The organism is Rhodococcus sp. NPDC055024 (assembly GCF_053608585.1).
This window is the reverse complement of sequence record NZ_JBSGVT010000004.1, coordinates 122,662-145,927: the sequence shown is the minus strand read 5'-3', so window position 1 is coordinate 145,927 and position 23,266 is coordinate 122,662. Positions and strand designations below refer to the sequence as shown.

Annotated in this window: 24 protein-coding genes; 12 read left to right on the top strand and 12 right to left on the bottom strand. The window is 62.6% G+C overall.

Annotated elements, in window-relative coordinates:
• Positions 1 to 330: 330 nt before the first annotated feature.
• Genes ACWF6P_RS11445 through ACWF6P_RS11435 form a run of 3 tightly spaced genes read right to left on the bottom strand, consistent with a single transcriptional unit; the run spans position 331 to position 2,201 of the window.
• Positions 331 to 936, bottom strand: a complete 606-nt coding sequence (locus ACWF6P_RS11445) for a signal peptidase I (RefSeq protein ID WP_452621089.1) — start codon at positions 934 to 936, stop codon at positions 331 to 333.
• A gap of 10 nt (positions 937 to 946) precedes the next feature.
• Positions 947 to 1,549, bottom strand: a complete 603-nt coding sequence (locus ACWF6P_RS11440) for a hypothetical protein (RefSeq protein WP_452621237.1) — start codon at positions 1,547 to 1,549, stop codon at positions 947 to 949.
• Positions 1,550 to 1,571: 22 nt separating this feature from the next.
• Complete coding sequence (locus ACWF6P_RS11435; RefSeq protein ID WP_378447074.1) at positions 1,572 to 2,201, bottom strand: SipW-dependent-type signal peptide-containing protein; 630 nt, start codon at positions 2,199 to 2,201, stop codon at positions 1,572 to 1,574.
• A gap of 227 nt (positions 2,202 to 2,428) precedes the next feature.
• Here ACWF6P_RS11435 and ACWF6P_RS11430 point away from each other — a divergent pair, with 227 nt between their 5' ends.
• The 6 genes from ACWF6P_RS11430 to atzF all read left to right on the top strand — a co-directional run bounded on the left by ACWF6P_RS11430 (position 2,429) and on the right by atzF (position 8,585).
• On the top strand, positions 2,429 to 3,418 hold the full coding sequence (locus tag ACWF6P_RS11430; RefSeq protein ID WP_452621088.1) for an LLM class flavin-dependent oxidoreductase: 990 nt from the start codon (positions 2,429 to 2,431) through the stop codon (positions 3,416 to 3,418).
• A 9-nt stretch (positions 3,419 to 3,427) separates the two neighbouring features.
• Positions 3,428 to 4,648 (top strand): MFS transporter, encoded by a 1,221-nt coding sequence (locus tag ACWF6P_RS11425; RefSeq protein WP_452621087.1) that lies wholly within the window; start codon positions 3,428 to 3,430, stop codon positions 4,646 to 4,648.
• A 96-nt stretch (positions 4,649 to 4,744) separates the two neighbouring features.
• The gene (locus ACWF6P_RS11420; protein ID WP_452621086.1) at positions 4,745 to 5,551 is read left to right on the top strand and encodes an SDR family NAD(P)-dependent oxidoreductase; all 807 of its coding nucleotides are present in this window, start codon (positions 4,745 to 4,747) and stop codon (positions 5,549 to 5,551) included.
• The gene (locus tag ACWF6P_RS11415) at positions 5,548 to 6,081 is read left to right on the top strand and encodes a carboxymuconolactone decarboxylase family protein (RefSeq protein WP_452621085.1); all 534 of its coding nucleotides are present in this window, start codon (positions 5,548 to 5,550) and stop codon (positions 6,079 to 6,081) included. Before ACWF6P_RS11420 ends, ACWF6P_RS11415 begins: the two co-directional genes overlap by 4 nt.
• 76 nt (positions 6,082 to 6,157) lie before the next feature.
• Positions 6,158 to 6,859 carry a GntR family transcriptional regulator gene (locus tag ACWF6P_RS11410; RefSeq protein ID WP_378637980.1) on the top strand — a complete coding sequence of 234 codons (702 nt, stop codon included), beginning with the start codon at positions 6,158 to 6,160 and terminating at the stop codon, positions 6,857 to 6,859.
• Positions 6,819 to 8,585, top strand: coding sequence for an allophanate hydrolase (atzF, locus tag ACWF6P_RS11405; protein WP_452621084.1), 1,767 nt, complete (start codon positions 6,819 to 6,821; stop codon positions 8,583 to 8,585). Before ACWF6P_RS11410 ends, atzF begins: the two co-directional genes overlap by 41 nt.
• Positions 8,586 to 8,588: 3 nt before the next feature.
• Here atzF and ACWF6P_RS11400 read toward each other — a convergent pair whose 3' ends face one another.
• On the bottom strand, positions 8,589 to 9,164 hold the full coding sequence (locus tag ACWF6P_RS11400; RefSeq protein ID WP_003941498.1) for a TetR family transcriptional regulator: 576 nt from the start codon (positions 9,162 to 9,164) through the stop codon (positions 8,589 to 8,591).
• Between the two features lie 68 nt (positions 9,165 to 9,232).
• Between ACWF6P_RS11400 and ACWF6P_RS11395 the strand changes: the two genes are divergently transcribed.
• Entirely contained in the window at positions 9,233 to 10,834 is a 1,602-nt protein-coding gene (locus ACWF6P_RS11395) for an MFS transporter (protein WP_452621083.1), read from the top strand.
• 51 nt (positions 10,835 to 10,885) lie between these two features.
• Here ACWF6P_RS11395 and ACWF6P_RS11390 read toward each other — a convergent pair whose 3' ends face one another.
• Positions 10,886 to 11,737 carry an SDR family oxidoreductase gene (locus ACWF6P_RS11390; protein WP_452621082.1) on the bottom strand — a complete coding sequence of 284 codons (852 nt, stop codon included), beginning with the start codon at positions 11,735 to 11,737 and terminating at the stop codon, positions 10,886 to 10,888.
• 118 nt (positions 11,738 to 11,855) lie between these two features.
• Here ACWF6P_RS11390 and ACWF6P_RS11385 point away from each other — a divergent pair, with 118 nt between their 5' ends.
• Complete coding sequence (locus tag ACWF6P_RS11385; protein WP_452621081.1) at positions 11,856 to 12,305, top strand: winged helix-turn-helix transcriptional regulator; 450 nt, start codon at positions 11,856 to 11,858, stop codon at positions 12,303 to 12,305.
• Here ACWF6P_RS11385 and ACWF6P_RS11380 read toward each other — a convergent pair.
• The 3 genes from ACWF6P_RS11380 to ACWF6P_RS11370 all read right to left on the bottom strand — a co-directional run bounded on the left by ACWF6P_RS11380 (position 12,281) and on the right by ACWF6P_RS11370 (position 15,833).
• Positions 12,281 to 13,273, bottom strand: a complete 993-nt coding sequence (locus tag ACWF6P_RS11380) for an iron-siderophore ABC transporter substrate-binding protein (RefSeq protein WP_378537403.1) — start codon at positions 13,271 to 13,273, stop codon at positions 12,281 to 12,283. The two genes, ACWF6P_RS11385 and ACWF6P_RS11380, sit on opposite strands and share 25 nt — an antisense overlap.
• A gap of 183 nt (positions 13,274 to 13,456) precedes the next feature.
• The gene (lpdA, locus tag ACWF6P_RS11375) at positions 13,457 to 14,860 is read right to left on the bottom strand and encodes a dihydrolipoyl dehydrogenase (protein ID WP_003941477.1); all 1,404 of its coding nucleotides are present in this window, start codon (positions 14,858 to 14,860) and stop codon (positions 13,457 to 13,459) included.
• A gap of 49 nt (positions 14,861 to 14,909) precedes the next feature.
• Positions 14,910 to 15,833, bottom strand: a complete 924-nt coding sequence (locus ACWF6P_RS11370; protein WP_452621236.1) for a dipeptidase — start codon at positions 15,831 to 15,833, stop codon at positions 14,910 to 14,912.
• A 296-nt stretch (positions 15,834 to 16,129) separates the two neighbouring features.
• Between ACWF6P_RS11370 and ACWF6P_RS11365 the strand changes: the two genes are divergently transcribed.
• From ACWF6P_RS11365 to ACWF6P_RS11355, 3 genes are all read left to right on the top strand, one after another.
• On the top strand, positions 16,130 to 17,179 hold the full coding sequence (locus tag ACWF6P_RS11365) for an alpha/beta hydrolase (RefSeq protein ID WP_021343370.1): 1,050 nt from the start codon (positions 16,130 to 16,132) through the stop codon (positions 17,177 to 17,179).
• A 254-nt stretch (positions 17,180 to 17,433) separates the two neighbouring features.
• On the top strand, positions 17,434 to 18,450 hold the full coding sequence (locus tag ACWF6P_RS11360; RefSeq protein ID WP_452621080.1) for an alpha/beta hydrolase: 1,017 nt from the start codon (positions 17,434 to 17,436) through the stop codon (positions 18,448 to 18,450).
• Positions 18,451 to 18,534: 84 nt separating this feature from the next.
• Positions 18,535 to 20,586, top strand: a complete 2,052-nt coding sequence (locus ACWF6P_RS11355) for a prolyl oligopeptidase family serine peptidase (RefSeq protein WP_452621079.1) — start codon at positions 18,535 to 18,537, stop codon at positions 20,584 to 20,586.
• 4 nt (positions 20,587 to 20,590) lie between these two features.
• Here the strand turns inward: ACWF6P_RS11355 and ACWF6P_RS11350 are convergent, their stop codons facing one another.
• Entirely contained in the window at positions 20,591 to 21,424 is an 834-nt protein-coding gene (locus ACWF6P_RS11350) for an alpha/beta hydrolase family protein (RefSeq protein WP_054827775.1), read from the bottom strand.
• A 51-nt stretch (positions 21,425 to 21,475) separates the two neighbouring features.
• Positions 21,476 to 22,390: a polyphosphate kinase 2 gene (gene ppk2, locus ACWF6P_RS11345; protein ID WP_007733731.1), complete on the bottom strand. Its 915-nt coding sequence runs from the start codon at positions 22,388 to 22,390 to the stop codon at positions 21,476 to 21,478.
• 145 nt (positions 22,391 to 22,535) lie between these two features.
• Here ppk2 and ACWF6P_RS11340 point away from each other — a divergent pair, with 145 nt between their 5' ends.
• A complete protein-coding gene (locus tag ACWF6P_RS11340; protein WP_003941534.1) occupies positions 22,536 to 22,739 on the top strand; it encodes a PspC domain-containing protein in 204 nt (67 codons plus the stop codon).
• A 93-nt stretch (positions 22,740 to 22,832) separates the two neighbouring features.
• Here the strand turns inward: ACWF6P_RS11340 and ACWF6P_RS11335 are convergent, their stop codons facing one another.
• Complete coding sequence (locus ACWF6P_RS11335; RefSeq protein ID WP_003941503.1) at positions 22,833 to 22,976, bottom strand: hypothetical protein; 144 nt, start codon at positions 22,974 to 22,976, stop codon at positions 22,833 to 22,835.
• A gap of 63 nt (positions 22,977 to 23,039) precedes the next feature.
• A complete protein-coding gene (locus ACWF6P_RS11330; RefSeq protein WP_223304379.1) occupies positions 23,040 to 23,225 on the bottom strand; it encodes a hypothetical protein in 186 nt (61 codons plus the stop codon).
• Positions 23,226 to 23,266: the final 41 nt, after the last annotated feature.

Sequence of the window (23,266 nt, the reverse complement as noted above, 5' to 3'; positions counted from 1 at the left end):
GCAACCCCAGCAGTACACCGGAGTTGTCCGCCAACGAAACGGTCCCCGTGGTTTTGCCCGGCGACAGTTGAGTTTGCAAGGTCGGATGTTCGATCAACGAACCGCCGAGATTTCCTCCCAGAGTTATCAATCCGCCGGTCGCCGTTCCTTTGCCCGACGTCGATCTGCCGTACCCACTCGTCGTCCATGAACCGGTGGAAATCGGGCCGGTCACGTACTCGGAGTCTGTCCACGCCGCTTCGGTCTCTCCGAGCAGTGGGTGAGACGAGAAACCGGAGCCCAGGACGACCGCAACTGCCAATACGATGACTGAGAACAGGTGGCGACGCTTCATTGCCTACCGCCGTCCGGCGGTAGAAGAACCTGAATGGCTTCGGTTTTCGGGTCGGTCGAGTCAGAATCGTCGTCGTCGGTATTGCGCGGCCAGAATACCGCGACCACCAAGGCCGCCATTGTCAGCGTGATCGCCCCCAGAACAAGAGGATTCGAGAAGTAGACGATCACCCGCGCCAATCCCGGAATGTGCCAGAGCACTTTCCGAACTGTGGTGACCTCGTATACCGCGGGATCAGCCGTGGCGTTGGCATCACCCTTGAGATCGAGAATCGTGATGCCGTTGTCCTGGGTACGAGCGGAAACGACGCGGTGCGTCACCGGCAGTTCGGAGCCGCCCCGATCGACGGTGACGACGTCGCCAACCTCGACGGAATCCGCAGGTACTTCACGCACTACGGCGAGCGAACCCGTCGGAATGGTCGGCGACATCGAACCCGTCTTGAACATGATCAGTGTGATGTCGAAGGCGAAGGCACAGATCACCAAAGCGATACAAACGACCCCACCGGCAGCGAGAACCTGAAGGATGCAATCCCCGATGATCGTCGGGACCGAACGCTTCTTCGTCCGGGCATGTGTTGTCCGGGCACGTATTGGCATTGCAGCTCCTTCAGGGTGTTGCACTGAACTGCCAAGTGGGAGTTGCCGTTTTGCCGATCAGCGCCGAGTTGCTCCAATTGGCCGAGGTTCCGGGCAGCGAAATCTCGAAGCACAGCGCCACCGCTCCCCCCGGCGACGCTCCACCGGTCGGTAACGCGATGGCCCCGACTGCGGAACCAATTGAGAGCGGAGGAAACACCGACGCACTTCCCACCACGAATTGCGGTGTTCCCGTGGAGAATGCCGATGAATCACAGGTGGTCGACTTGACCACCCGATACCGCAGCGCCGACGCCAGCGTGGAGTCTCCGGCAACCGTCGCCGCCTGCAGAGTGACAGACGCTGCCGGCGAGACCGGCACCGTTCGAAGAGAGACCGGGCCGTACGAGAGCGCACCGGGGCGAATCAGGAGCGCCGAGGGTGTGTACGTGAAAACACCAGGAGCACTGGATGAATGCGACGACCATCCACCGCCGACGTTCGACTCGATTCCGAATGTCCCAGTGCGAAACGATGCATCGCCCATCGTGCTGTCCACCCAACTGGCAGCCACGGTGCTTACACCGATACCCAGGACGATCCCCGAGGCCGCTAGTGCGTACACCTGACGCATTCGCCGTGTGACCACGCAGGCGTCAGGGGGTGGACTGGCCGGTGAACTGCCAGAGCAAGCGCCCGGTGTCCTTGCCCGACACGATCGAAGGGTCGACTCCGGCAGGCAGCGTGACCGCGAAGCACAGTTCTACCGGCACACCCGTGCCTAGCAGGGTGACATCCGAACCCGAACCTGCCGTCAAGGCCACCGGACTAGCTGTCGTGCCCACCCATGCTGTGCCTGCTCCAATTCCCGCCGCCGTGCAGGTCGTCGAGGAGACACCTCGATACACCGAGTACCGCAGGGCGGGTTTGAGATCGGCATCACCGCCCGTCGCACCGAGTAGTTGTACCGTCGCGCCGAAAGTGCTGGCCGTGGGACCGATCCGTAGCGCTACCGGCGCATATACCGTCGTTCCGGGTGAGAGTGTGTTGAATCCCGTGCTGAATTGGAAGTGGCCGGCGGAAGCGTCGACTTGATACTCACCCCAGGAGGTCTGCCCGTCGAAACTGCCCTGGAGATTCCAAGTTCCGGTCTTGAACTGTGCGTCGCCGAAAACGTTATCTGTCCACGCCGCCAAGGTGACGGCGGCGCCGATACCGAGGACAAGTCCTCCGGCTAGTAACGCACGTACTTTGCGCTTGTTTACAGCCTTCCGATCAGTGGCCATGCTGGTCTCGATTCACTTGGAATGCGAAAGAACCTCCGATTCGGGAAATCTAGCCCCCAATTTCACCCGAAATATCCGAAATGACCGAAATCGAGACAAAGACTTCACGCCTTCTCCGCCTCGCCGCCCTCCGTGGGCGCTGACCAGGCGGAAATAGGAAAGCCGGCCAGATGGTTGCACCTTCCAACGACACTTGCGTTCTATTCGCTGAGAAAGGCACCACATTCATGGCCGTCCCACTTTCCATTCTCGATCTCGCCCACATCGGCGACAACGAAACCGCCAAAGACAGCTTCGACGCCAGCGTGACCTTGGCGCAGCGTGCCGAGGAGTGGGGCTACAAGCGAATCTGGTACGCCGAGCACCACAACATGGGTTCCATCGCGTCTTCGGCTACGAGTGTTCTGATCAGCCACGTCGCCGCGCACACCAGCAAAATCCGCCTCGCCGCCGGTGGGATCATGCTCCCCAACCACGCGCCGCTGACGATCGCCGAGCAGTTCGGCACCCTCGAGACTCTGCACCCGGGTCGTATCGATCTCGGGCTCGGCCGCGCACCCGGTAGTGATCAGAAGACGATGCAGGCTTTGCGACGCGACCCGAGTTCTTCGGACAGCTTCCCGCAGGACGTACTCGAGCTTCAGGGCTACCTCGGCGACACCTCACGCGTCCCCGGAATCAACGCCGTTCCCGGCAAGGGCACTCACGTTCCGCTCTACATTCTCGGATCGTCACTGTTCGGCGCCAAGCTCGCCGCGATGCTCGGCCTGCCGTATGCATTTGCCTCGCACTTCGCCCCCAACGCCCTGCGCGATGCCGTTGCGATCTACCGCCGCGAGTTCAAGCCGTCGGAGCAGTTGGCAGAGCCGTACGTCATCGCCGGCGTCAACGTCATCGCCGCCGACACGCATGAGCAAGCTCAGCAGGACTTCCTCGCTGCCAAGCGTTCGCGCGTCAGCCTTCTTCTCGGACGCGGACGCAAGTTCACGGACGACGAGGCGGACATGCTGCTCGACTCCCCCGCGGGTCAGCAGGTTCTGCAGATGACGAAGTACAGCGCCATCGGCACGCCCACGGAGGTCCGCGCTTACCTCGACGAGTTCACCGAGCATGCACAGGCCGACGAGCTGATCACGGTGTCGACCGGCACCAACCGCGAGGCATGGTTGCGCACGTTCGAACTCCTCGCCGACGTGAGCGATCTGGTGCCCGCCTAAGCTGCCGGCATGGGCGATCCTTCCCGTCGCGGGTTCATCTCGGTACTGGCCGTTCTGCTTTCGACGGGTTGGGCCGCCAACCACTTTGCCTCGCTCATCCCGGTTCTCCGGGTGGACGAGGGCCTCTCGCACACCGTGCTCGACGGTGTTTTCGGCATCTACGCGCTCGGGCTGCTGCCCGGCCTGTTGACCGGTGGAGCTGTGTCGGACCGCGTCGGTCGAGCTGTCGTTGTCCTGCCCGGAGCGCTCATAGCCTCGCTCGGAACCTTGATTCTTCTTCTCTGGCACGACGCGCCGGGACTCATGGTCGGACGCCTTGTCGTCGGCGTCGGTGCCGGTCTGGCGATCGGCGCCGGTACCGCGTGGGCGGCCGACCTTCGCGGCAAGTCCGGCACCGTGATGGCGGGCGTCGTACTTACCTCGGGTTTTGCACTGGGACCGCTGTTTTCGGGTCTGTTGGCGCAATTTACCGCTTTCCCGCTCGTTACGCCCTTTGTCGTCTCGGCCGTCTTGTCGGTGGGTTCGGTTACCGCGGCAGTTGTATGGAGTCGTACACCTGTTCCCGTAGAGGACGCGACCATCACACCCGTCCCAGACGGCGCGGAGCGCTCCGTCGCATCTGCACCAGACGGCGCGGAGCGCTCCGTCGCATCTGCTCTGTTCTGGGCACTTCCGTTGGCTCCGTGGGTGTTCGCCAGCGCAACTGTGTCTTTCGTGACCATGACGGCCAGGCTCGGTGACCGCTACTCCGGCCCGCTCCTTCCTGGTTTCGCCGCGGCGTTGACTCTCGGTGCCGGGATCCTGGTTCAAACCGCTGCGCGCCATCGCAATTGGGGTCCCCAGGCCGGCACGGTCGGCGCCGCACTGGCGGCGCTCGGATACCTTCTTGTCGCGGTCGGCGGCGCACACCCCGCGCTCGGGTTGTTCATCGTCTGCGCGCTCGTCCTCGGTACGGCCTACGGACTGTGCCTGCGTGAAGGCCTACTCGATCTCGAGTCGCTGGCTCCCCCAGCCTCGCGGGGCGCCCTGACCGGGATCTTCTACGTCGGCACCTATCTCGGATTCGGACTACCGGTGCTGCTGGTCGTCATCGAACCCACGATGGGCCCGTCACTGCCGGTGGTGATCCTCGCCGCTGTAGCCGCCGCCGTTGCCGTGATCCGATTCCGCCGATTGCGGTCGACACAGGCTTCCTCGTCACATCCGCGTCTCGAAGCCGCATCGGTCTGAGCGTCCATTCGGACAGAGTTGGCGGTACTTGCAGTCGCAGCTACCCGGCGGTGTTAGCGTCGGAGGACCGGAAAGTAACTGCGTAGGGACACAGCAATGGGCAAGAGCGAGGCGGGCAAGGCCGAATCGGCCAAGAGCAGCGCGGACGACCTGACGGGTCGGCGCATCCTGATCACCGGTGCCGCCCGCAATATCGGTTCTTCGCTGGCCAGACGCCTCTACGACCGCGGTGCATCCGTCGGACTCCTCGGACTCGAGCCGGAACTTCTCGAACAAGTCGCCACCTCCTGCGGCCGCGCGCCCTGGCAGTTGTGCGACGTCGCCGACCTCGCGCAGGTATCTCGCGGCGTTGACTACATCGCTGAGAAGCTGGGAGGCATCGACGTCGTCGTCGCCAATGCCGGTGTCGAGGCGAACTCCTCGATCCTCGGCGGCGACCCTGCGGACATGCGCCGCGCCGTCGAAGTCAATCTCATGGGCACGTACTACACCCTGCGCGCAGCCGGTCCGCACATCAGTCACGAAAACGGTTACGCCCTGGTGGTCACCTCGGCTCACGGCGCCGCCAAGCATCCGCTTCGCGGACCGTTCGGTGCTTCGCGCGCCGGCGTCGAAGCCTTGGGTGACGCGTTGCGCTTGGAAATGAAACACCTCGGCACCAAGGTGGGCGTCGCGTACATCGGCGACATTGACACCGACACCACCGCTTTGTCGTTCGACGGAGCACGCGGAACTCTCGCCAGCGCCGGCACCACGACCGTCGCTGACGCCGTCGACGCGTTCGAGCGCGGTATCGTCGGCCGAAAGTCGCGCGTACACGCGCCCCGCCGCAGCGCCGCGGTTCGCCACATCGCGCAACGAGCTATCGACCTCCGTCCCTCTCATATCCGTGGAGTCGCATGAACCCCCGCATCTCGCCCGGCCGATTCAAGGACCTCGGTCCGATCAACTGGGGAATCTGGCGTGTCCTGTCGAAGGCTGCCGGAGCACCCGATGCGCATCTGTTCAGCACCTTGGGGCGCACGGGCGGACTCTTCCGCGGTTGGCTGCACTACTCCGGCTCACTCATGCCCGGCGGCAAGATCTCTCGGCACGACACCGAACTGATCATCCTGCGAGTCGCGCACCTGCGGGACTGCGGTTACGAGATGGATCACCACATAAGGCTCGGCCGCAAAGCCGGAATCGACGCAGAAGAACTGGCCCGAATCATCGAGGGCCCTGGCGCTTCCGAGTTGAGTCCGCGTCACCGTGCGATCTTGACTGCGGTCGACGAGTTGGTCACCACCAAGGACGTCACCGACGACACGTGGGGAACGCTCTCGCAGCATCTCGACGATCGTCGGTTGATCGAATTCACCTTGCTGGTCACTCAGTACGACGGCCTGGCCACCACGATCGGAACCTTGCGGGTTCAGCGCGACTTCTCCTGAAGTTCCGCGGCGGCCGTAACTCAGCTCTAACCCGAAGACATCTGGACGAAACACCTGATCAATAGCGTATACAGGTATGTCGACAGGGATGAATACGGCGCCGGAGCCACTGCGTGAGGTGGTCTACCGGGAACTACGCACCGAACTGGTCAACGGGACTATCGGGTTCGATCAGCGCCTGACGGAACCGAAACTCTCCGCGCGTTTCGGCATTTCTCGCACACCAGTACGGGAAGCGTTGACGATGCTGTGCGCCGATGGACTCCTGCGCCGGGAAGAGTACGGGTTCTCCGCCGTGCGCCCGAGCATCCCGCGGATCCGAGATCTGTATGAACTCCGAATCACTCTGGAACTACAAGGAATTACCCGGGCGATCGCAGATCCGACGATCCGGCACGACCGAACAATCCTCGACGACGAATTGGTGCGGTGGCGTGCCCTGGCTCTCGATCCGCCCGCTCAGGAACCGGGGTTCGTCGAACTCGACGAGGAATTCCACGTCGCCGTGCTGAGGGCGTCGGGAAACAATGAACTGGTCGCGTCGCTGCTGTCGGTGAATTCCCGTATCCGGCACGTTCGGATGTACGACTTCATGGTCAACGGCCGCATCGATACCTCGATCGCGGAGCACATTCGCATCCTCGAACAACTACTTGCCGGCAACCTGCCCGAGGCCCGCACTCTTTTGCACCAACACATCGGCGAGTCTCTCGACGTCGTCCTCGACCGGGTGACCCGTGCGATCACCGCGCTCTCACTCGCCCACATCACGGACTGATCGGAGCAGTACACACATGACCGTCGCAGCAGAAGTTTCCACCCCGACTGCCCGGGTCGAGCAGGCTTTCCACCGGATCGAGGAGGTCGATCGCCCCGAAGTCTGGATCACGTTGCGCAGCAAGGACGATGTGCTTGCCGACGCCGCCTCGGTCGAGGCCAGACTCGCCGCAGGCGAACAGCTTCCCCTGGCCGGGAGTCTGGTCGCCGTCAAGGACAACGTCGACGTCGTCGGTCTGTCGACCACAGCGGCGTGCCCCGAATTCGCGTATGCGCCGGATGAAACAGCCAGTGCCGTTGCGCGGTTGATCGAGCGCGGCGCTGTTGTTCTGGGGAAGACCAATCTGGACCAGTTCGCCACCGGACTGGTCGGAACGCGGAGCCCGTACGGAGCCGTTCGCTGCGCCTGGAACGAAGAGTTGATCTCGGGTGGTAGTAGTTCCGGATCCGCCGTCGCTGTCGCACTGGGGATTGCAGACATCGGAATCGGCACCGACACTGCCGGTTCCGGCCGAGTCCCGGCAGCGTTCCACGGAATCTACGGACTCAAGCTTTCGCTCGGCGTCATCCCCGTCCACGGAGTCGTACGCGCCTGCGTCGACTACGACGCTGTGACGGTATTTGCCGGCGATCTCGAATCGGCAACCGCGGCAGCGGCAATCATGGTCGGCCGCGAACCGCGCGATCCCCGCAGCCGAGTCTGGCCTTCGGATGTTCGTCTCGCAGCGGCGCCGAATCCCCGTGTCGCCGTGCCCCGAATCGAGGATCTGGCGCAACTGAGCCCGTCGTATCTGGCAGCGTTCCAGGACACCGCGGCGGCTCTGGTAGCGGGCGGTGCCGAGACCGAGACGGTCGACATCTCCGGATTGCTCGATGCGGCCCGATTGCTCTACGACGGCGCCGTGGTGGCGCAGCGATATGCAGCGGCCGGCGAGTTCCTCGAAACCCGCCCTGCCGGAGCCGATCCCGCGGTGTCCGACATCGTGCTCGGCGCGAAGCACCCCGCCGGGTACCAGTTGGTCGACGATCTCGATGCGCTCACCCGTGCCAAGGCTGCTGCACGGGCACTCCTCGCCGGGTTCGATGCCCTACTGCTTCCGACCACCACCGAACATCCGACCATCGCCGCAGTGACCGAGGATCCGATCGGAATCAACCGCCGGATGGGAACTTTCACAAACTTCTGCAACCTGCTCGACATGGCAGCCGTCGCGGCGCCCGGGCACCGCACTCCCGAAGGCCACCCGTTCGGCGTCATGTTCGTCGTACCCGCGTTCGACGATCAGATCGCGATCGACCTCGCTGCGCGACTCGGTGGTGTGCCTTCACCCACCCTCGTGAACACCGGCATCGACCTCGCAGTGTTCGGCGCTCACCTGCGCGGGCAACCCCTCAACACACAGTTGGTCGACCTCGGCGCACGGTATGTCGAAACCGTCACGACCTCGGATGCCTACCGACTCTTCGCTCTCGACACGACGCCACCGAAGCCCGGCCTGGTGCGCCGCGGTCCCGGCCTTGGCGCACCGGTCGTCGGCGAGATCTTCCGGATCTCACCGGCAGGTCTGGGAACGTTCCTCGCCGCCTTGCCTGCACCGATGGCGCTCACGAGCGTCGAGTTATCCGACGGCAGAACGACAGTCGGTTTCAGCTGCACTCATGACGCCGTAAACGGCGCAGCTGACATCACCGGCTACGGCGGTTGGGCCGCGTACCTCTCTCGCTGACAGTCACGGCTTGCAGATTCGAGTGACGGCCTCGCGCACCACTTCACGGCGGCGCGCGATCTCGTCGGCGTCGACGTTCTGGTTGTCGGCCACACCGGGGGCCACCACCCAGCCGAACACGAGGCCGAACAGCATCGTGATCAGGTCCTGGGGGTCCCAGTGCTTCGAGATGAGGCCGTCTTCTTGAGCCTTGCGGATCGTGGCCATTCGCGGAACCCAGCTGGAATGTTCCTCGGCCAGCTTCTTCATCCGTGGTGCCTCACCCTGCAATTGACCCCAGATCATCATCCGTTGAATCTGTGGTTTGCCGAGCATTGCGTCGAACAGTTCGACGGCATGCGCGGGCATGTCTTCACCGGTGAACTCGACGGATTCCATCGCCTGCTCGAAGTCGACGTCGAGCACCGCGTGGAACAACGCGACCTTGTCACCGAAATAGGCGTAGAGGCGCTCCTTACTGGCGTTTCCGTTCTTCGCAATCCGATCGATGCGCGCACCGGCAAGCCCGTAGGTGCCGAATTCTTCTTGCGCAGCGTCGAGGATTCGCTGTTTCGTCGCGGTCACGTCAGTGGGAGCCATAGTGATGATGGTAACCGAACGAACTATTTCGTTTGACTCACCCGAGAAGGCTGGAATACCTTTTTCCAATGACCACCACGTCCCACGTCGACGGCGGCACTCTGCCACCGATCCCGGCTGTCTCCGAGAATCCGAATCATCAACGTCGCTGGCTGGTGCTCTGCATCGTCGCGTTCGCTCAACTCATGGTGGTGCTCGACGGCACCATCGTTTCCATCGCCCTACCGGCAGCCCAGGAGGAACTGGGCATCAGCGACCTTGACCGCGCGTGGGTGGTCACGTCGTACGCCTTGGCGTTCGGTGCGCTGCTGCTCCTCGGCGGACGTATCGCCGACTACTGGGGCCGAAAGCGATCCTTCATCGTCGGCATGGCGGGCTTCGCGGTTGCCTCCGGCATCGGCGGCATCGCGCAGAGCGGTATCGAACTGTTCATCGCTCGCGCCGGCCAGGGCGTCTTCGCAGCATTGCTCGCGCCCGCTGCGCTGTCGATGCTCACCACCACCTTCATCGGAGAGAAGGAGCGCGCCAAGGCTTTTGCCGTCTACGGCGCGATCTCCGGCGGTGGCGCTGCCATCGGCCTGCTCCTCGGTGGAGTGCTGACGCAGTACGTCGACTGGCGTTGGTGCCTGCTCGTCAACATCCCGATCGCGCTGATCGCCATCGCTGCAGCCGTCCCGATCGTCAAGGAAACCAAAGCGCACGGCGACACGAGCTACGACCTTCCCGGCGCTGTCCTCATCGCCCTGGGGCTCGGCTCACTGGTCTACGGATTCACACGCGCCGAGCACGGCTGGGGTCAGGCGGACACTTTGCTGTTCATCGCACTGGGTCTGGTCTTCCTCGCGATCTTCGTGGTCGTCGAGAGCCGCAGCAAGAATCCGCTTCTACCGCTGAGCGTTCCGTGGCATCGCGATCGCGGCGCTGCTCTGATCGGCTCCATGCTGGTGGGCGCCGCCCTGCTCGGCGGCACGTTGTACCTGACGTTCTACCTGCAGATCGTGCTCGGATTCAGCCCGGTCATGGCCGGCGTCGGATCGCTGCCGATGGCGTTCTTCATCGTCTTGGCGTCGACCATCGCAGCGCAGTTGTCCACCAAGATCGGCCCCAAGCCGCTCATGGTCGCCGGCCCACTGGTGGCAGCGGTAGGACTGCTCATGCTGACCCAGATCGAGGTACACAGCTCCTACTGGACGCACGTGTTCCCCGGCCTCGCGATCTTCGGCTTCGGACTCGGCCTGCTGATGGTGCCGATGCAGAACCTCGCACTGATCGGCGTTCCCGACCACGACGCCGGCGCTGCCAGTGCCCTGGTCAACGCCACCCTGCAGATCGGCGGCGCGCTCGGCACCGCACTGTTCACCACGATCTACGCTTCGGCGAAGTCCGCCTTCAGTGCAGACAACGCAATGCCGACGCCGCCCGAAGGCATGCCCGTCGACATGTCGAACGCGACCATCCCGACCGGCGACCAATTGGCACTACTCCCCCAGCCGGTGCAGGACTTCGTCGCCTCGATGACGGACTACTTCTTCGGCGCCGAGGTATCCGGATACTCGGCCGCATTCGGTTGGGCGGCAATCCTGTTGGCGATCATCGCACCGGTTGTGCTGGTACTGGTCCGCGCCAAGAAGGGTGATCTGCCCGCCGAGGGTGCAGTCCACATGGGGTAACCCCTGTGCGCCTTTATTAACCGCCCGCGGTTAATAAAGGCGCACAGCAGGTTAGGCCTGCTTCAACACCTCAGCCACCGGAGTGCTGCTGCGTCCGATCAACTTCTGCAGGTCACCCGACTCGGTGTCCAACGCCCCCTTGGCAATTGCAGCATCGGAATCCGCGAGAATCTCTGCGACCGGGGCAGGCAGGCCGACGCTCTCGAGAATCCCCTTGTAAGCGTCCTCGCTCACGAACTGGTACGCGACAGGCTTGCCGGCAAACTCGCTGATCTTCTCGGCAAATTCGGCGTAGGTGAGCCTCTCGTCACCGCCCAACTCGTACACGGCGCCCTCGTGACCATCGGTGGTCGCGACTACTGCGGCGGCGTCGGCGTAATCCGCCCGCGCTGCAGCGGCAATCTTTCCGTCGGCTCCCGCACCGACGAGTGCGCCGCGTTCGATCACACCGGCCAGGTCGTTGGTGAAGTTCTCCCAGTACCAACCGTTGCGCAGCAGTGCGAACGGAATACCGCTCCGAGTGAGTACGTCCTCGGTCGCCTTGTGCTCGGCAGCAAGCTTCATCGGCGTGTCCTGAGCATTCAAGATGCTCGTGTAGGCAATGAATCCGACGCCGGCAGCCTTCGCCGCGTCGATGATGTTGGTGTGTTGCGCGAGCCGTGACCCCACTTCACTTCCCGAGATCAGAACCAGCTTGTCGACGCCCGCCAATGCGGTTTCCAACGCCGAGGCATCGGCGTAGTCGGCTTGGCGTACGACTACTCCGCGGGCGGCGAGGCTTTCCGCCTTCTGAGGATTGCGGACCACTACGACGATGTCGGATGCGGCGGTACCCCGCTCGATCAGCGACTCGACAACAAGTTGTCCGAGATTTCCGGTTGCGCCGGTGACTGCGATGCTCATGCGAACTCCCGATCCAGGTTGAAATGCAAATGCGTTCTGCAACCATCATGCACTTATTTTTCGTAAGTGCAACACTTTGAGTTAGCGCTATGGGATCGTGCAGTAGTAACCTGGGTACATGACCAGCACCGACTCACCTTCACGTGCTGCCCAGATTCCTGATCCGAATGCCGACGTCGTGGACCCCACGCTCGAGGCTGACGTCTTCGCTCGGGGATGCAACTCTCGGGCTGCATTGCAGAATGCAACCGGACGCTGGGGCGCACTCGCATTGGCAGCACTGAACGAGGGCCCGTACCGGTTCAGTGCCCTGCGCCGACGCGTCGACGGAGTCAGCGAGCGCATGCTCTCGCAGACGCTGCAAACACTCGAGCGGGATGGCCTCGTGCACCGTGAGGTACTCGAAACCATCCCACCCAAGGTGGAATACAGCCTGACCGAACTCGGCGCCGACGTGGCCGCCAAGATCACGGCCCTGATCGAATTACTCGAATCGCAGGTGCCGAAAATCGTTGCGTCACAAGCGTCGTACGACGCTCGGAATCAGCTCAACTTGTCCGAGAGCTGAGCGATGAACTCGTCGAATGCGTAAGGAACGCTCAGCACGGTCGGAGCAGATGTAGCCATCGCGTAGTCCATTCCGACCAGGCGAACCAGACGGCCGTTCGACACCGAGGTCATGTTCGCGAACGGACCGAAGGACATGAGCTTGTCCAGGTTGGTGCCGTCGGCGTCGACGAGAATGAAGACGTCGGCGTCGAGTGTGTCGATCGATTCCATCCCCACGGACACCGAACTGTCGCCGGAAGTGCACACTGCGTCGACACCGGGCGAGGTCTTCACCCCGAGCTGGCCGAGAAGACGGATCCGCGGGTCGGTGCCGCAGAAGACGATCAGGCCCTCGTCGGTGCGCATTGCATACGTGGCGGTTTTGCCTTGGAACTGCGGGTGATCAGCGGCCTGCTTCTCGAAGTACGCCCCGGTCTCGTCGATCAGCGTCTGAGCCTGCGCCGGCTGTCCGAGCGCTGCGCCGATCATGCTCATCTGCTTGTCCCACGCCGTATCCCACGGCTGGTCGGGGAACGCGACGGTCGGCGCGATGTCACTGAGGCGCTTGTACTCGCCCTCGTCGATGCCGGAGTAGACGGCGAGGATCACGTCGGGATCGAGCCCGAGGATCTGCTCGAAAGGGATATCGGGATTGGTCGTCATGAGAACAGGCTTGGCACCGTTCAGACGCGAAGCGTCCCAGGGCAGGATGTTGTTCTCGATGCCGTCGCCGGAGAAGCTCTCCATGGCGACCGGAACCTTGTTCAGTGCGATCACCGAATCCTGGCCACTCCATCCGATGGTCACGATGCGCATAGGCTCCGCGTCGATCGTCGTCGAACCGTAGGCGTGGTCGACGGTCACGGGGAACGCCCCCGCCTCGGCGGCACCCGAAGCTTCGGCGTCCGATCCGGAGTCACCTGAGGTTCCACAGGCGGAGAGCGTCAGCGCGACGCAAGCCGCGAGCAGTACGGAACGAGTTTTCATGAGTGGTCCTTCGAAAGCCGGATGGTCGACTCGGGACGCTAATGCGTTGCGCGCCTACACCCCGACTCGAAGGCCTCAGATGGCGCTTTCGCAACACAACTCGACACAAAAGACGAAAAACCCCGTGTGCCTTTCCGGTAGTGCGAACTACCGAAAAGGCGCACGGGGCCGAAGGCCCTGCCGTCAGAAGTTGATCATGTGGCCTGCGAGGCCGTGAATCGCTTCCTGCAGTGCCTCACTGAGTGTGGGGTGGGTGTGGACGTTGCGTGCCAACTCGTTGACCGTGAGGTCCCACTTCTGGGCCAAGGTCAGCTCGGGCAGCAGTTCCGAAACGTCCGGTCCGATGAGGTGTCCACCGAGCAGTTCGCCGTACTTCTTGTCGGCGATCAGCTTGACGAAACCGGTCGGGTCACCGAGACCGTGCGCCTTGCCGTTGGCGGCGAACGGGAAGTTCGCGACCTTGACGTCGTAGCCCTCGGCCTTGGCCTGCTCCTCGGTCAAACCGAAAGAGGCGACCTGCGGCTGGCAGAACGTCGCACGCGGCATCATGCGGTAGTCACCGAGTGTCTGCGTCTCGGCGCCGCCGATGGTCTCGGCAGCGACGACAGCCTGAGCTTCCGCGACGTGCGCGAGCTGCAGCTTGGCAGTGACGTCACCGATCGCGAAGATGTGCGGAACGTTGGTGCGCATGTAATCGTCGATCGCGATGGCGCCGCGATCGGTCAATGCGACACCGGTGTTCTCGAGGCCGAAGCCCTCCACCCGCGGTGCGAAGCCGACGGACTGCAGAACCTTGTCGACGACCACGGTCTCGATCTCGCCGGACTTGTTGTCCTTGATCGAGACGGTGACCTTGCTGCCGTCGTCGCTGATGGACTGCACAGCGGCACCGGTCTTGATGGTGACGCCGAGCTTCTTGTACTGCTTGGCGATTTCCTTCGAGACGTCGGCGTCCTCGTTGGGCAGTGCCCGATCGAGGAACTCGACGATCGTGACGTCGACGCCGTAGTTCTTGAGGACGTAACCGAACTCCATGCCGATCGCGCCGGCACCGACGATGAGGATCGAACCCGGAAGGTCACGGGTGAGGATCTGCTCTTCGTAGGTCACGACGTTCTCGCTCAGCGAGGTGCCGGGCAGCAGCTTGGTGTACGAACCCGTCGCGATGATCGCGTTGTCGAACGTGATCGTCTCGGTGCCGCCCTTGCTCAGCTCCACGCTGATGGTGTTGGCGTCGACGAACGTGCCCTTGCCGTCGTACTCCGGGATCTTGTTCTTCTTCATCAAGAAGTGAATGCCCTTGACTCGCCCGTCCGCGACCTTGCGGCTGCGATCGAAAGCGGAGCCGAAATCGAAGGACACGTCTCCGGACATGCCGAACGTCTTCGCTTCTTTTGTGAAGATATGCGCGAGTTCGGCGTTACGGAGAAGCGCCTTGGACGGAATGCAGCCGACATTCAGGCATACACCGCCCCAGTACTTCTGCTCGATGATGGCGGTGCTCAGGCCCAGTTGTGCCGCGCGGATAGCAGCGACGTACCCACCGGGGCCGGCTCCGAGGACAACGACGTCATAGTGTGAGGTCACGATTCACCAGGGTAGTCCTGCATCGTTTCGCTGTCCCCAGATGGTCGCATTACCCGTCGGTAGCCCACACTTCTCGGGCAACTCGGGCGAAATTTCCGCCGTACACAGCCTCGATCGACGGCTCGTCGAACCCCCGGTCACGCAATACCTGATCAAGTGTCAGCACGTCCTCCGGAGGAGTCCACTGCAGTGGCCCCCACGCGGTGTACGCCTCGGAGAACGACGACGGGTTCTGTTCGATCTCTTCGCGGAAGTCCTCCGCGTCGAACGAGAAGTCGGAGCCGATCCCGACATGACCGATGCCGACGAGTCCGACAGCCTCTTCGACGTGGTCGGCCATCGCGGACAGCCGAGCCTGGTCGTCATCCGGTCCGTTGACGCCGAGGAATATGCCCACGCCGTTGATCCCGATGACGCCGCCGGTCTCCGCACATGCTCTGGCCTGATCGTCGGTGATGTTGCGCGGATGCTCCCACAACCTTCGGAGGTTCGAGTGGCTGTAGATCATTGCTCGCTGGGTGATAGCTGAGATGTCCAACCCCGTCTGTACCGAACAATGTGAGCCGTCGACCGTCATTCCGACGCGATTCATCTCCGCAACCAGGTCACGGCCGTAGCCGCTCAACCCCGTGTCCGCCAGGTCCAGGCAGCCACAACCAGCGGCGTTCATGTAGTTGTAGGTCGGCAGCATCGAGCGAACCCCGAGGTCGTAGAAGTACGAGACGTTGCCCGGATCCCCCTCGAGCGGATTCGAGTCCTCCAGGTCGAAGGCCAGGGCAATTCCACCGGACTCCTGCACCTCGACGACGTCGTCGACGGTGAAGACGGGGGTTATCTCCGGAAACTCGACCCGCGCCTGCCACCCGAAACTCTTGGCCATTGCCGTCGAATCCGCGCGAGTCTGCGGCGAGTATCCGACGTTCACCGAAACGTAACTCCCCGCTGGGCGCTGATATCGGAGAAGATCATCGATGGACGCGTTCGACTGCAGTGGAAGGCAACAGTGTTGTTCCCAAAGTGGAAATGTCCGGTTCACTCACTAATCCCGTCGATGATCAGGGAAATTCACCTGAAACTGGTCGTACGTTCAGCAAATCTCTGGTTCACTGGCGGATAACGCACCGATGAGGTAGAACTTACAAGACTCACAGGCCCTGTATCTATCGACACGGCATGTAAACAGCATGAATTCCCGTACGGGAACAGCAACAAAGGACCGTTCACTCCTGGGCGGATTCGAAGGAATTTTAGGTGGAGGTTTCTGAACGTATGCGTGCTCGCACTTTCAAGCGTGGCCGTCTGGTCGCCGCTGTAGCCGCAGTATCCGTGCTGCCGATGCTGATCAGCCCTGCAGTGTCGTCCGCAGGCGGAGATCCGTCGACCACCACGGCAACTGTTGCCAAGGCAAACACAACGGGTTCCAAGCTCTCGAGCCGCACGGACAACGGGCGCATCGCCACCATCAAGGTGTACTCACCTTCCATGGGACGCGACATTCCGCTCGAGGTCATCCTCCCAGCAGACGGCAGCGAACCCCGCCCCACGCTTTACCTGCTCAACGGTGCAGGCGGCGGCGAAGACCGGGCGACCTGGCAGCGCCAGACCGACGTCAATGAGTTCTTCGCCGACAAGAACGTCAACGTCGTCACCCCACTCGAAGGTGCATTCAGCTACTACACCGACTGGGTGAACGACGACCCGTCTCTCGGCCGTCAGAAGTGGCAGACGTTCCTGACGCAGGAACTCCCGCCCGTCATCGACGCCGAGTTCAACACCAACGGCGTCCAGTCGATCTCCGCTATCTCGATGACCGCGACCTCGGTCCTCAACCTCGCCATCGCAGCGCCGGGTCTCTACAAGGGCGTCGGCGCGTACAGCGGATGCGCCGAGACCAGCACCCCCGTCGGCCAGTCCTCCATCGAACTGGTTGTGGGCATGCGCGGCGACGCTGACGTGACCAACATGTGGGGCCCCCTCGACGGCCAGGGCTGGATCGACAACGACCCCGTCGTCAACGCCGAGAAGCTCCGCGGCACTGAACTCTTCATCTCCACCGGCTCCGGACTCCCCGGCCCGCACGACACCCTGAACAACGAGGCGATCAACGGACAGGTCGGCACACTCGCCAACCAGGTGATCGTCGGCGGCGTCATCGAGGCAGCAGTCAACTACTGCACCCACAACCTCGCCTACCGCCTCAACGATCTCAAGATCCCGGCCACCTTCGACTTCAAGCCGACCGGCACCCACTCGTGGGGCTACTGGGAAGACGATCTCCACAACTCCTGGCCGATGCTCGCTCGTTCGATGGGCATCTGACCGAAATCGTTTCAGCTCGACCCCGCTCCCCGCACTTCCGGGAGCGGGGTCGAGTTCTTTTCAGGGCCAGTTCGAGGGTTAATTCGAGGGTTATTTCGGCGGCCAATTCAATTGTCAGGCAAGCAAATCGCGTCACTTTCTGCTGCCGCTCTGCTTTACTGACACATAACAAAAGTGAACCTGTTCCAGTAAGGGCTCACAGGCACTTCGATCCGCTCCGGATCCGAAGACATTCAGGTGGAGGATCCGAACGTATGCGTGCTCGAATTTTCAAGCGTGGCAGTGTGATCGCAGCTCTCGCAGTGGCAACGGTGCTGCCGATGCTGGTCGGTCCGGCGACGGCATCTGCGGGCGGTGACACGTCCGGATCGCACGTTGTGAGCAACACCAAGACCGGCGACCGCAAGGTCACCATCTCGGTCTTCTCCCCGGCGATGGATCGCAACATCCCGCTCGAGGTCATCCTCCCCGCGGATGGCAGCGAACCCCGCCCGACGCTCTACCTGCTCAACGGTGCAGGCGGCGGCGAAGACTCGGCGACCTGGCAACGCAAGACCGACGTCATGAACTTCTTCCAGGACAAGAACGTCAACGTTGTCACTCCACTCGAAGGCGCATTCAGCTACTACACCGACTGGGTGAACGACGACCCGGTTCTCGGTCGCCAGAAGTGGCAGACGTTCCTGACCCAGGAACTCCCGCCCGTCATCGACGCCGAGTTCAACACCAACAAGGTCCAGTCGATCTCCGCGATCTCCATGACCGCCACGTCGGTCCTCAACCTCGCCATCGCAGCTCCCGGCCTCTACAAGGGCGTCGGCGCGTACAGCGGATGCGCCGAGACCAGTACTCCCGTCGGTCAGAGTGCGATCGAACTTGTCACAGGTACCCGCGGCGGAGCTGACATCACCAACATGTGGGGCCCGCTCGACGGACAGGGCTGGAAGGACAATGATCCGGTCCTCAACGCCGAGAAGCTCCGCGGCACCGAGCTCTACGTCTCCACCGGCTCGGGACTCCCCGGCCCACACGACACTCTCGCCAACCCCGCGATCAACGGTCAGGTCGGTGCGCTCGCCAACCAGGCGATCGTCGGCGGCATCATCGAGGCAGCGGTCAACTACTGCACCCACAACCTCGCCTACCGCCTGAGCGACCTGAAGATCCCGGCCACCTTCGACTTCAAGCCGACCGGCACCCACTCGTGGGGCTACTGGCAGGACGATCTCCACAACTCCTGGCCGATGCTCGCTCACTCCCTGGGCGTCTGACCCGATTCGTTCTCACTCGACCCCGCTCCAGTGTTTCGGGAGCGGGGTCGAGTGCTGTCGGGAGCGAACAGTAAGAATGGACGTATGACTTCCGATCAGCAGCCCACCACCGGCCACGACCCCTACCTCTGGCTCGAAGACGTGACCGGTGAGTCTGCACTCGATTGGGTCCGTCAGCACAATGCCGTGACCGAGGGGCAGCTCACCGACAACGAGCGCTTCGATCGACTGCAGAGCGACGTGCGCGAGATCCTCGATACCGACGCGCGAATTCCCTACGTCCGCCGTCGAGGTGAGTTCCTCTACAACTTCTGGCGCGACAGCACCCACGTTCGCGGATTGTGGCGACGCACGACGTTCGATCAGTACGTCACCGACGACCAGGAATGGGACGTCCTCGTCGACCTCGACGCCCTGGCCGAGGCCGAGGGCGAGAACTGGGTCTGGAAGGGCACGCAACTTCTACGGCCACACCGCAACCGTGCATTGATCAGCCTCTCCCGCGGTGGGGCAGACGCGGCGGTCGTTCGCGAGTTCGACATCGACAAGCGCGAGTTCCTCGCTCCCGAGGGCGAGAATCCCGGCTTCTACCTTCCCGAGGCCAAATCCGACATCGACTGGATCGACATCGACACCGTCTACGTCGGAACGGATATCGGACCAGGGTCGCTCACCGATTCCGGATATCCCCGTCTCGCCCAACGGTGGAAGCGCGGCACTCCGATCTCCAGCGCCGAGACCGTCTACGAGGGCCAGACCACCGACGTGGCCATCTCGGCTTCGCACGATCCGACGCCCGGGTTCGAACGGGACTTCGTCACTCGCTCGGTCGATTTCTACAACTCTCAGCATTTCGAAGTTCGCCCAGACGGTGAACTGGTGCTCGTAGACGTCCCCGAGGACGCCGGTATCTCGATTCACCACGAGTGGTTGTTGATCCGCACCAAGTCCGTGTGGGCCGTCGAGGACACCGAATATCCGACCGGCGCACTGCTTGCCATCCGTTACCACGATTTCGTTGCCGGCTCACGAGCACTGACATCGATCTTCGAACCCGACGCACATTCCTCGCTCGAGCACTACACCTGGACACGCGATCATCTGATTCTGGTGGTCCTGACCGACGTGCGCACGACGCTGCGAATCCTGACGCCGGGCGAAAACGGCTGGGAGGACCGGCCTTTCGACGGGCTTCCAGAACTGACCAGTATTGAAATTCTCGACACCGACCCCGATGTCAGCAACGAATACTTCGTCAACTCGAGTGGATACACCTCCCCTGCAACTCTTTTGCACGGCGTGATCGGCGAAACCGAACCCACTGCCCTCAAGCAGGCTCCCTCGTTCTTCGACGCCGAGGGAATCACCACGGAGCAGTTCTTCGCCACCTCTGCCGACGGCACCCAGGTTCCGTACTTCGTGGTGCGCAGTCCGCGTAGCGAGCCCGGCCCCACCCTGCTCTACGGGTACGGCGGATTCGAGATCTCGCTGACGCCGTCGTACAGCGGTTCTCTGGGCCGTGCCTGGCTGACGCAGGGCGGCACCTATGTAGTTGCGAACATTCGTGGCGGCGGCGAGTACGGACCCGGTTGGCACACACAGGTTCTCAAGGCCGGGCGCCACAAGGTGCACGAAGACTTTGCTGCCGTCGCGAGAGACCTCGTCGATCGCGGAATCACGAGCCCAGATCTTCTGGCAGCTCAGGGCGGAAGTAACGGCGGCCTGCTGATGGGCATCATGCTGACCAAATACCCCGAACTCTTCGGCGCCATCGTCTGCCAGGTCCCGCTGCTGGATATGCGCCGATTCCATCTCCTACTGACCGGCGCTTCGTGGATGGCCGAATACGGTGACCCCGATATCCCGGAGGAGTGGGCATTCATCTCGGAGTACTCGCCGTATCAGAACATCGACGCCGCCGCGTCGTACCCCCCGATCCTGATCGCGACGTCCACCCGCGACGACCGCGTCCACCCCGCGCACGCCCGCAAGATGGCCGCACGGCTGGAAGAGCTGGGCAAGCCGGTGCTGTATTTCGAGAACATCGAGGGTGGCCACGGCGGCGCCGCGGACAATGCTCAGCTGGCCTTCAAGACCGCGCTGACCTACGAGTTCCTCTGGCAGAAACTCGGCTGATCTTTCAGCGGTCGCGCAACCACGCGACGACGCGCTCGCTCACAGCGGTGGGATTGCGTATCCAACCGTTGTGACCGAGTGGTTCGTCGATGTGCGTCATCGTCACTTGGGCCCCGGAGAGCTTGTCCACCAGGTTCTTTGCGGACCGGCGCGGAGCGAGATCGTCCCCTTCGATCGTGATCGACAGAACCGGCAGGGTCAGGCGTGCGATCCGCTCCTCGTAGTCGATATCCGCACCGATGGGTTCCATGCGACCGGTCCTGGCGAACCGTGCCCAATCGGTGATCAGTACTTTCGACTGTCGACCGAAGCCGCCGACGTTGACCCGGTCTCCCGGCCAGAAGCCGGCAATGTTGGCTGTCACCGACATCGCGGACGAACCCAGATAGAGTCCGGGCGCACGGATTCCGGGGAATCCGCGGTGATACGGCGATCCGGACGCAACCAGGATCAAACCGCCGAGCCGCCCCCGAATCCTCGACGCGTACATGACCCCGATCTGGCCGCCCATGCTGTGCCCCATCAGAAATGGTGTGCTGGCCGGAAACCGCTCACGCACCACCTCGAACGTCGCCGGACAATCGATCGAGACCAGTTCCTGATATCCGAAAGCACTCGACGCGCTCGGGCGCGGTTTGCTGTCACCTTGGCCACGCAGTTCACCGATGGCCGCATTGAAGCCGGCTTCGACCAGGGCCTGCGCCACCGGATCGTAGAACCCGGCGGGAACTCCGAGCCCTGGCAACATCACCACCACGGGTGCGTCGTCGTTCGGTCCGGGAAACAGACGGATCGGGGTCACGGTGCCGTCGGGGAGTTGGATCGGTACGGTCTCCATTCAACTCACACTAACCACCCACGCCGCGGATGGGCAGAGCACACGCGCCGACTATTCGAGGCTGCCCACGATCAGCGGATCCGGAGTACCCACGATCTCGTAATCCTTGTTGTCGTAATCGAACTGACTGAGCACGTGACGCATCGCGTTTATCCGCGCGCGTTTCTTGTCGTTGCTCTTGATGACGGTCCACGGAGCGGTAGCGGTATCGGTGAACCGGATCATCTCTTCCTTCGCCGCCGTGTACGCATCCCACTTGTCCAGCGAAGCGATGTCCATCGGCGAAAGCTTCCACTGCCGCACCGGATCGACCTGTCTGATCGCGAACCGCGTGCGCTGCTCCAGCGGTGAAACCGAGAACCAGAACTTGATCAAGCTGATGCCGTCGTCGACGAGCATCTGCTCGAACAACGGCACCTGGCGCAGAAAACGCTCGTGCTCCTCGTCGGTGCAGAAACCCATGACCCGCTCGACCCCGGCCCGGTTGTACCAAGACCGATCGAACATCACCAGTTCCCCGGCGGCGGGAAGGTGCTGCACATAGCGCTGGAAGTACCACTGCGTCGACTCGCGGGCCGACGGCTTCTCCAGCGCCACGACCCGTGCGCCACGAGGATTGAGGTGCTCCATGAATCGTTTGATCGTTCCGCCCTTGCCGGCAGCGTCGCGTCCTTCGAACACGATGGCGTGCCGTGCGCCGGTTTCCTTCGACCAGTTCTGCAGCTTGAGGAGTTCGATCTGCAGCAGACGCTTGGACATTTCGTACTCGTCCCGAGGCATCCGTGCGTCGTACGGGTAGCCCTCCCGCCAGGTGTCGACCTCGAAACCGTCCGGCGACGTCAGCAGCACCGGATCGTCGTCGTCGTTGTCGTCGACGGTGAAGGCTGCGGTGTCGGCCAGATCGACGGCGGTCGAGAGATCCGCGAAGGCGCTGAGGAACGGTCGGCGTTCTGCTAAATCGGTCACCGCCGACAAGTTAGTCTCCCGCAGCAACCGTTCGGTGACGCTGGGATGAACTACCAGGGTATGACACGGCGGTCTCAAAAGATCAGGGTGCAGATGGGGGTCGTCCCCGATGGTGCGCGGCGCCATCTCGCTTCAGAATTGAAGCATGACATTCGAAAGCAACACACCTCGCCCCTTCACCCGTTCCAACGACAAGAAAATGTTCGCCGGAGTGTGCGGCGGAATTGCAGATTACTTCGGCGCCGACGTCAATCTTGTTCGTCTACTCGCCGTTATCGCCGCTATTTGCACGGGCGGAACCGCGGCTTTGGTATATCTCGCCGCCTGGATGCTCATGCCGTTAGGTTGAGAATTCCGGCACTTGACATGGCGAGAATTACGCGCCGACAAAACGTATTTCGGGGCCTCCGCGCCAACACGAGCAGGCCCCGAAATCGACAATCTACTTGGCGGCCTTCAACTCTCCACCGCTGAGCGCAGCGAGGGCCTCGAGACCCTTGACGGCCAGGCCACTGACACTGCCCAACCCCTGACCGATGATCGCACCGACTGAGCCCGCAGCGTCCATGACAGATCCTTCAAGCATGACGTTCTCCTTTAGATGTTCAGTGGTTCACTTGGGACGAACAAATGACGCCGATCAGAAAACTCAGGGAACGACAGGCGGCGTAAAGCTGAGGGTGTCGAGAGATCCGAAGATTCCACCGGCGGTGTCAGCCAGTGAACCGAAGAGGTTTGCACCGACATTGTCCAATCCCAGCAGCATTGTCAGCAAAGCCTGCATCGGTGCACCGTCCCCATTCGGACCACCGAGAATATCCATCAACGAACCCATGTTCAGCTCCTCGCGTAGGTGATTCTTTTTACCGTCGCTGA

Bases quoted from the DNA above. Each gene is read 5' to 3' on its own strand.
- ACWF6P_RS11385 (WP_452621081.1), top strand. From the start codon at position 11,856: ATGACCAGCACCGACTCACCTTCACGTGCTGCCCAGATTCCTGATCCG.
- ACWF6P_RS11425 (WP_452621087.1), top strand. From the start codon at position 3,428: ATGGGCGATCCTTCCCGTCGCGGGTTCATCTCGGTACTGGCCGTTCTG.
- ACWF6P_RS11435 (WP_378447074.1), bottom strand. From the start codon at position 2,201: ATGGCCACTGATCGGAAGGCTGTAAACAAGCGCAAAGTACGTGCGTTA.
- ACWF6P_RS11395 (WP_452621083.1), top strand. From the start codon at position 9,233: ATGACCACCACGTCCCACGTCGACGGCGGCACTCTGCCACCGATCCCG.
- ACWF6P_RS11400 (WP_003941498.1), bottom strand. From the start codon at position 9,164: ATGGCTCCCACTGACGTGACCGCGACGAAACAGCGAATCCTCGACGCT.
- ACWF6P_RS11410 (WP_378637980.1), top strand. From the start codon at position 6,158: ATGTCGACAGGGATGAATACGGCGCCGGAGCCACTGCGTGAGGTGGTC.
- ACWF6P_RS11340 (WP_003941534.1), top strand. From the start codon at position 22,536: ATGACATTCGAAAGCAACACACCTCGCCCCTTCACCCGTTCCAACGAC.
- ACWF6P_RS11360 (WP_452621080.1), top strand. From the start codon at position 17,434: ATGCGTGCTCGAATTTTCAAGCGTGGCAGTGTGATCGCAGCTCTCGCA.
- ACWF6P_RS11420 (WP_452621086.1), top strand. From the start codon at position 4,745: ATGGGCAAGAGCGAGGCGGGCAAGGCCGAATCGGCCAAGAGCAGCGCG.
- ACWF6P_RS11380 (WP_378537403.1), bottom strand. From the start codon at position 13,273: ATGAAAACTCGTTCCGTACTGCTCGCGGCTTGCGTCGCGCTGACGCTC.
- ACWF6P_RS11335 (WP_003941503.1), bottom strand. From the start codon at position 22,976: ATGCTTGAAGGATCTGTCATGGACGCTGCGGGCTCAGTCGGTGCGATC.
- ACWF6P_RS11330 (WP_223304379.1), bottom strand. From the start codon at position 23,225: ATGGGTTCGTTGATGGATATTCTCGGTGGTCCGAATGGGGACGGTGCA.
- ACWF6P_RS11445 (WP_452621089.1), bottom strand. From the start codon at position 936: ATGCCAATACGTGCCCGGACAACACATGCCCGGACGAAGAAGCGTTCG.
- ACWF6P_RS11430 (WP_452621088.1), top strand. From the start codon at position 2,429: ATGGCCGTCCCACTTTCCATTCTCGATCTCGCCCACATCGGCGACAAC.
- ACWF6P_RS11350 (WP_054827775.1), bottom strand. From the start codon at position 21,424: ATGGAGACCGTACCGATCCAACTCCCCGACGGCACCGTGACCCCGATC.
- ACWF6P_RS11355 (WP_452621079.1), top strand. From the start codon at position 18,535: ATGACTTCCGATCAGCAGCCCACCACCGGCCACGACCCCTACCTCTGG.
- ACWF6P_RS11390 (WP_452621082.1), bottom strand. From the start codon at position 11,737: ATGAGCATCGCAGTCACCGGCGCAACCGGAAATCTCGGACAACTTGTT.
- ACWF6P_RS11415 (WP_452621085.1), top strand. From the start codon at position 5,548: ATGAACCCCCGCATCTCGCCCGGCCGATTCAAGGACCTCGGTCCGATC.
- ACWF6P_RS11440 (WP_452621237.1), bottom strand. From the start codon at position 1,549: ATGCGTCAGGTGTACGCACTAGCGGCCTCGGGGATCGTCCTGGGTATC.
- ACWF6P_RS11365 (WP_021343370.1), top strand. From the start codon at position 16,130: ATGCGTGCTCGCACTTTCAAGCGTGGCCGTCTGGTCGCCGCTGTAGCC.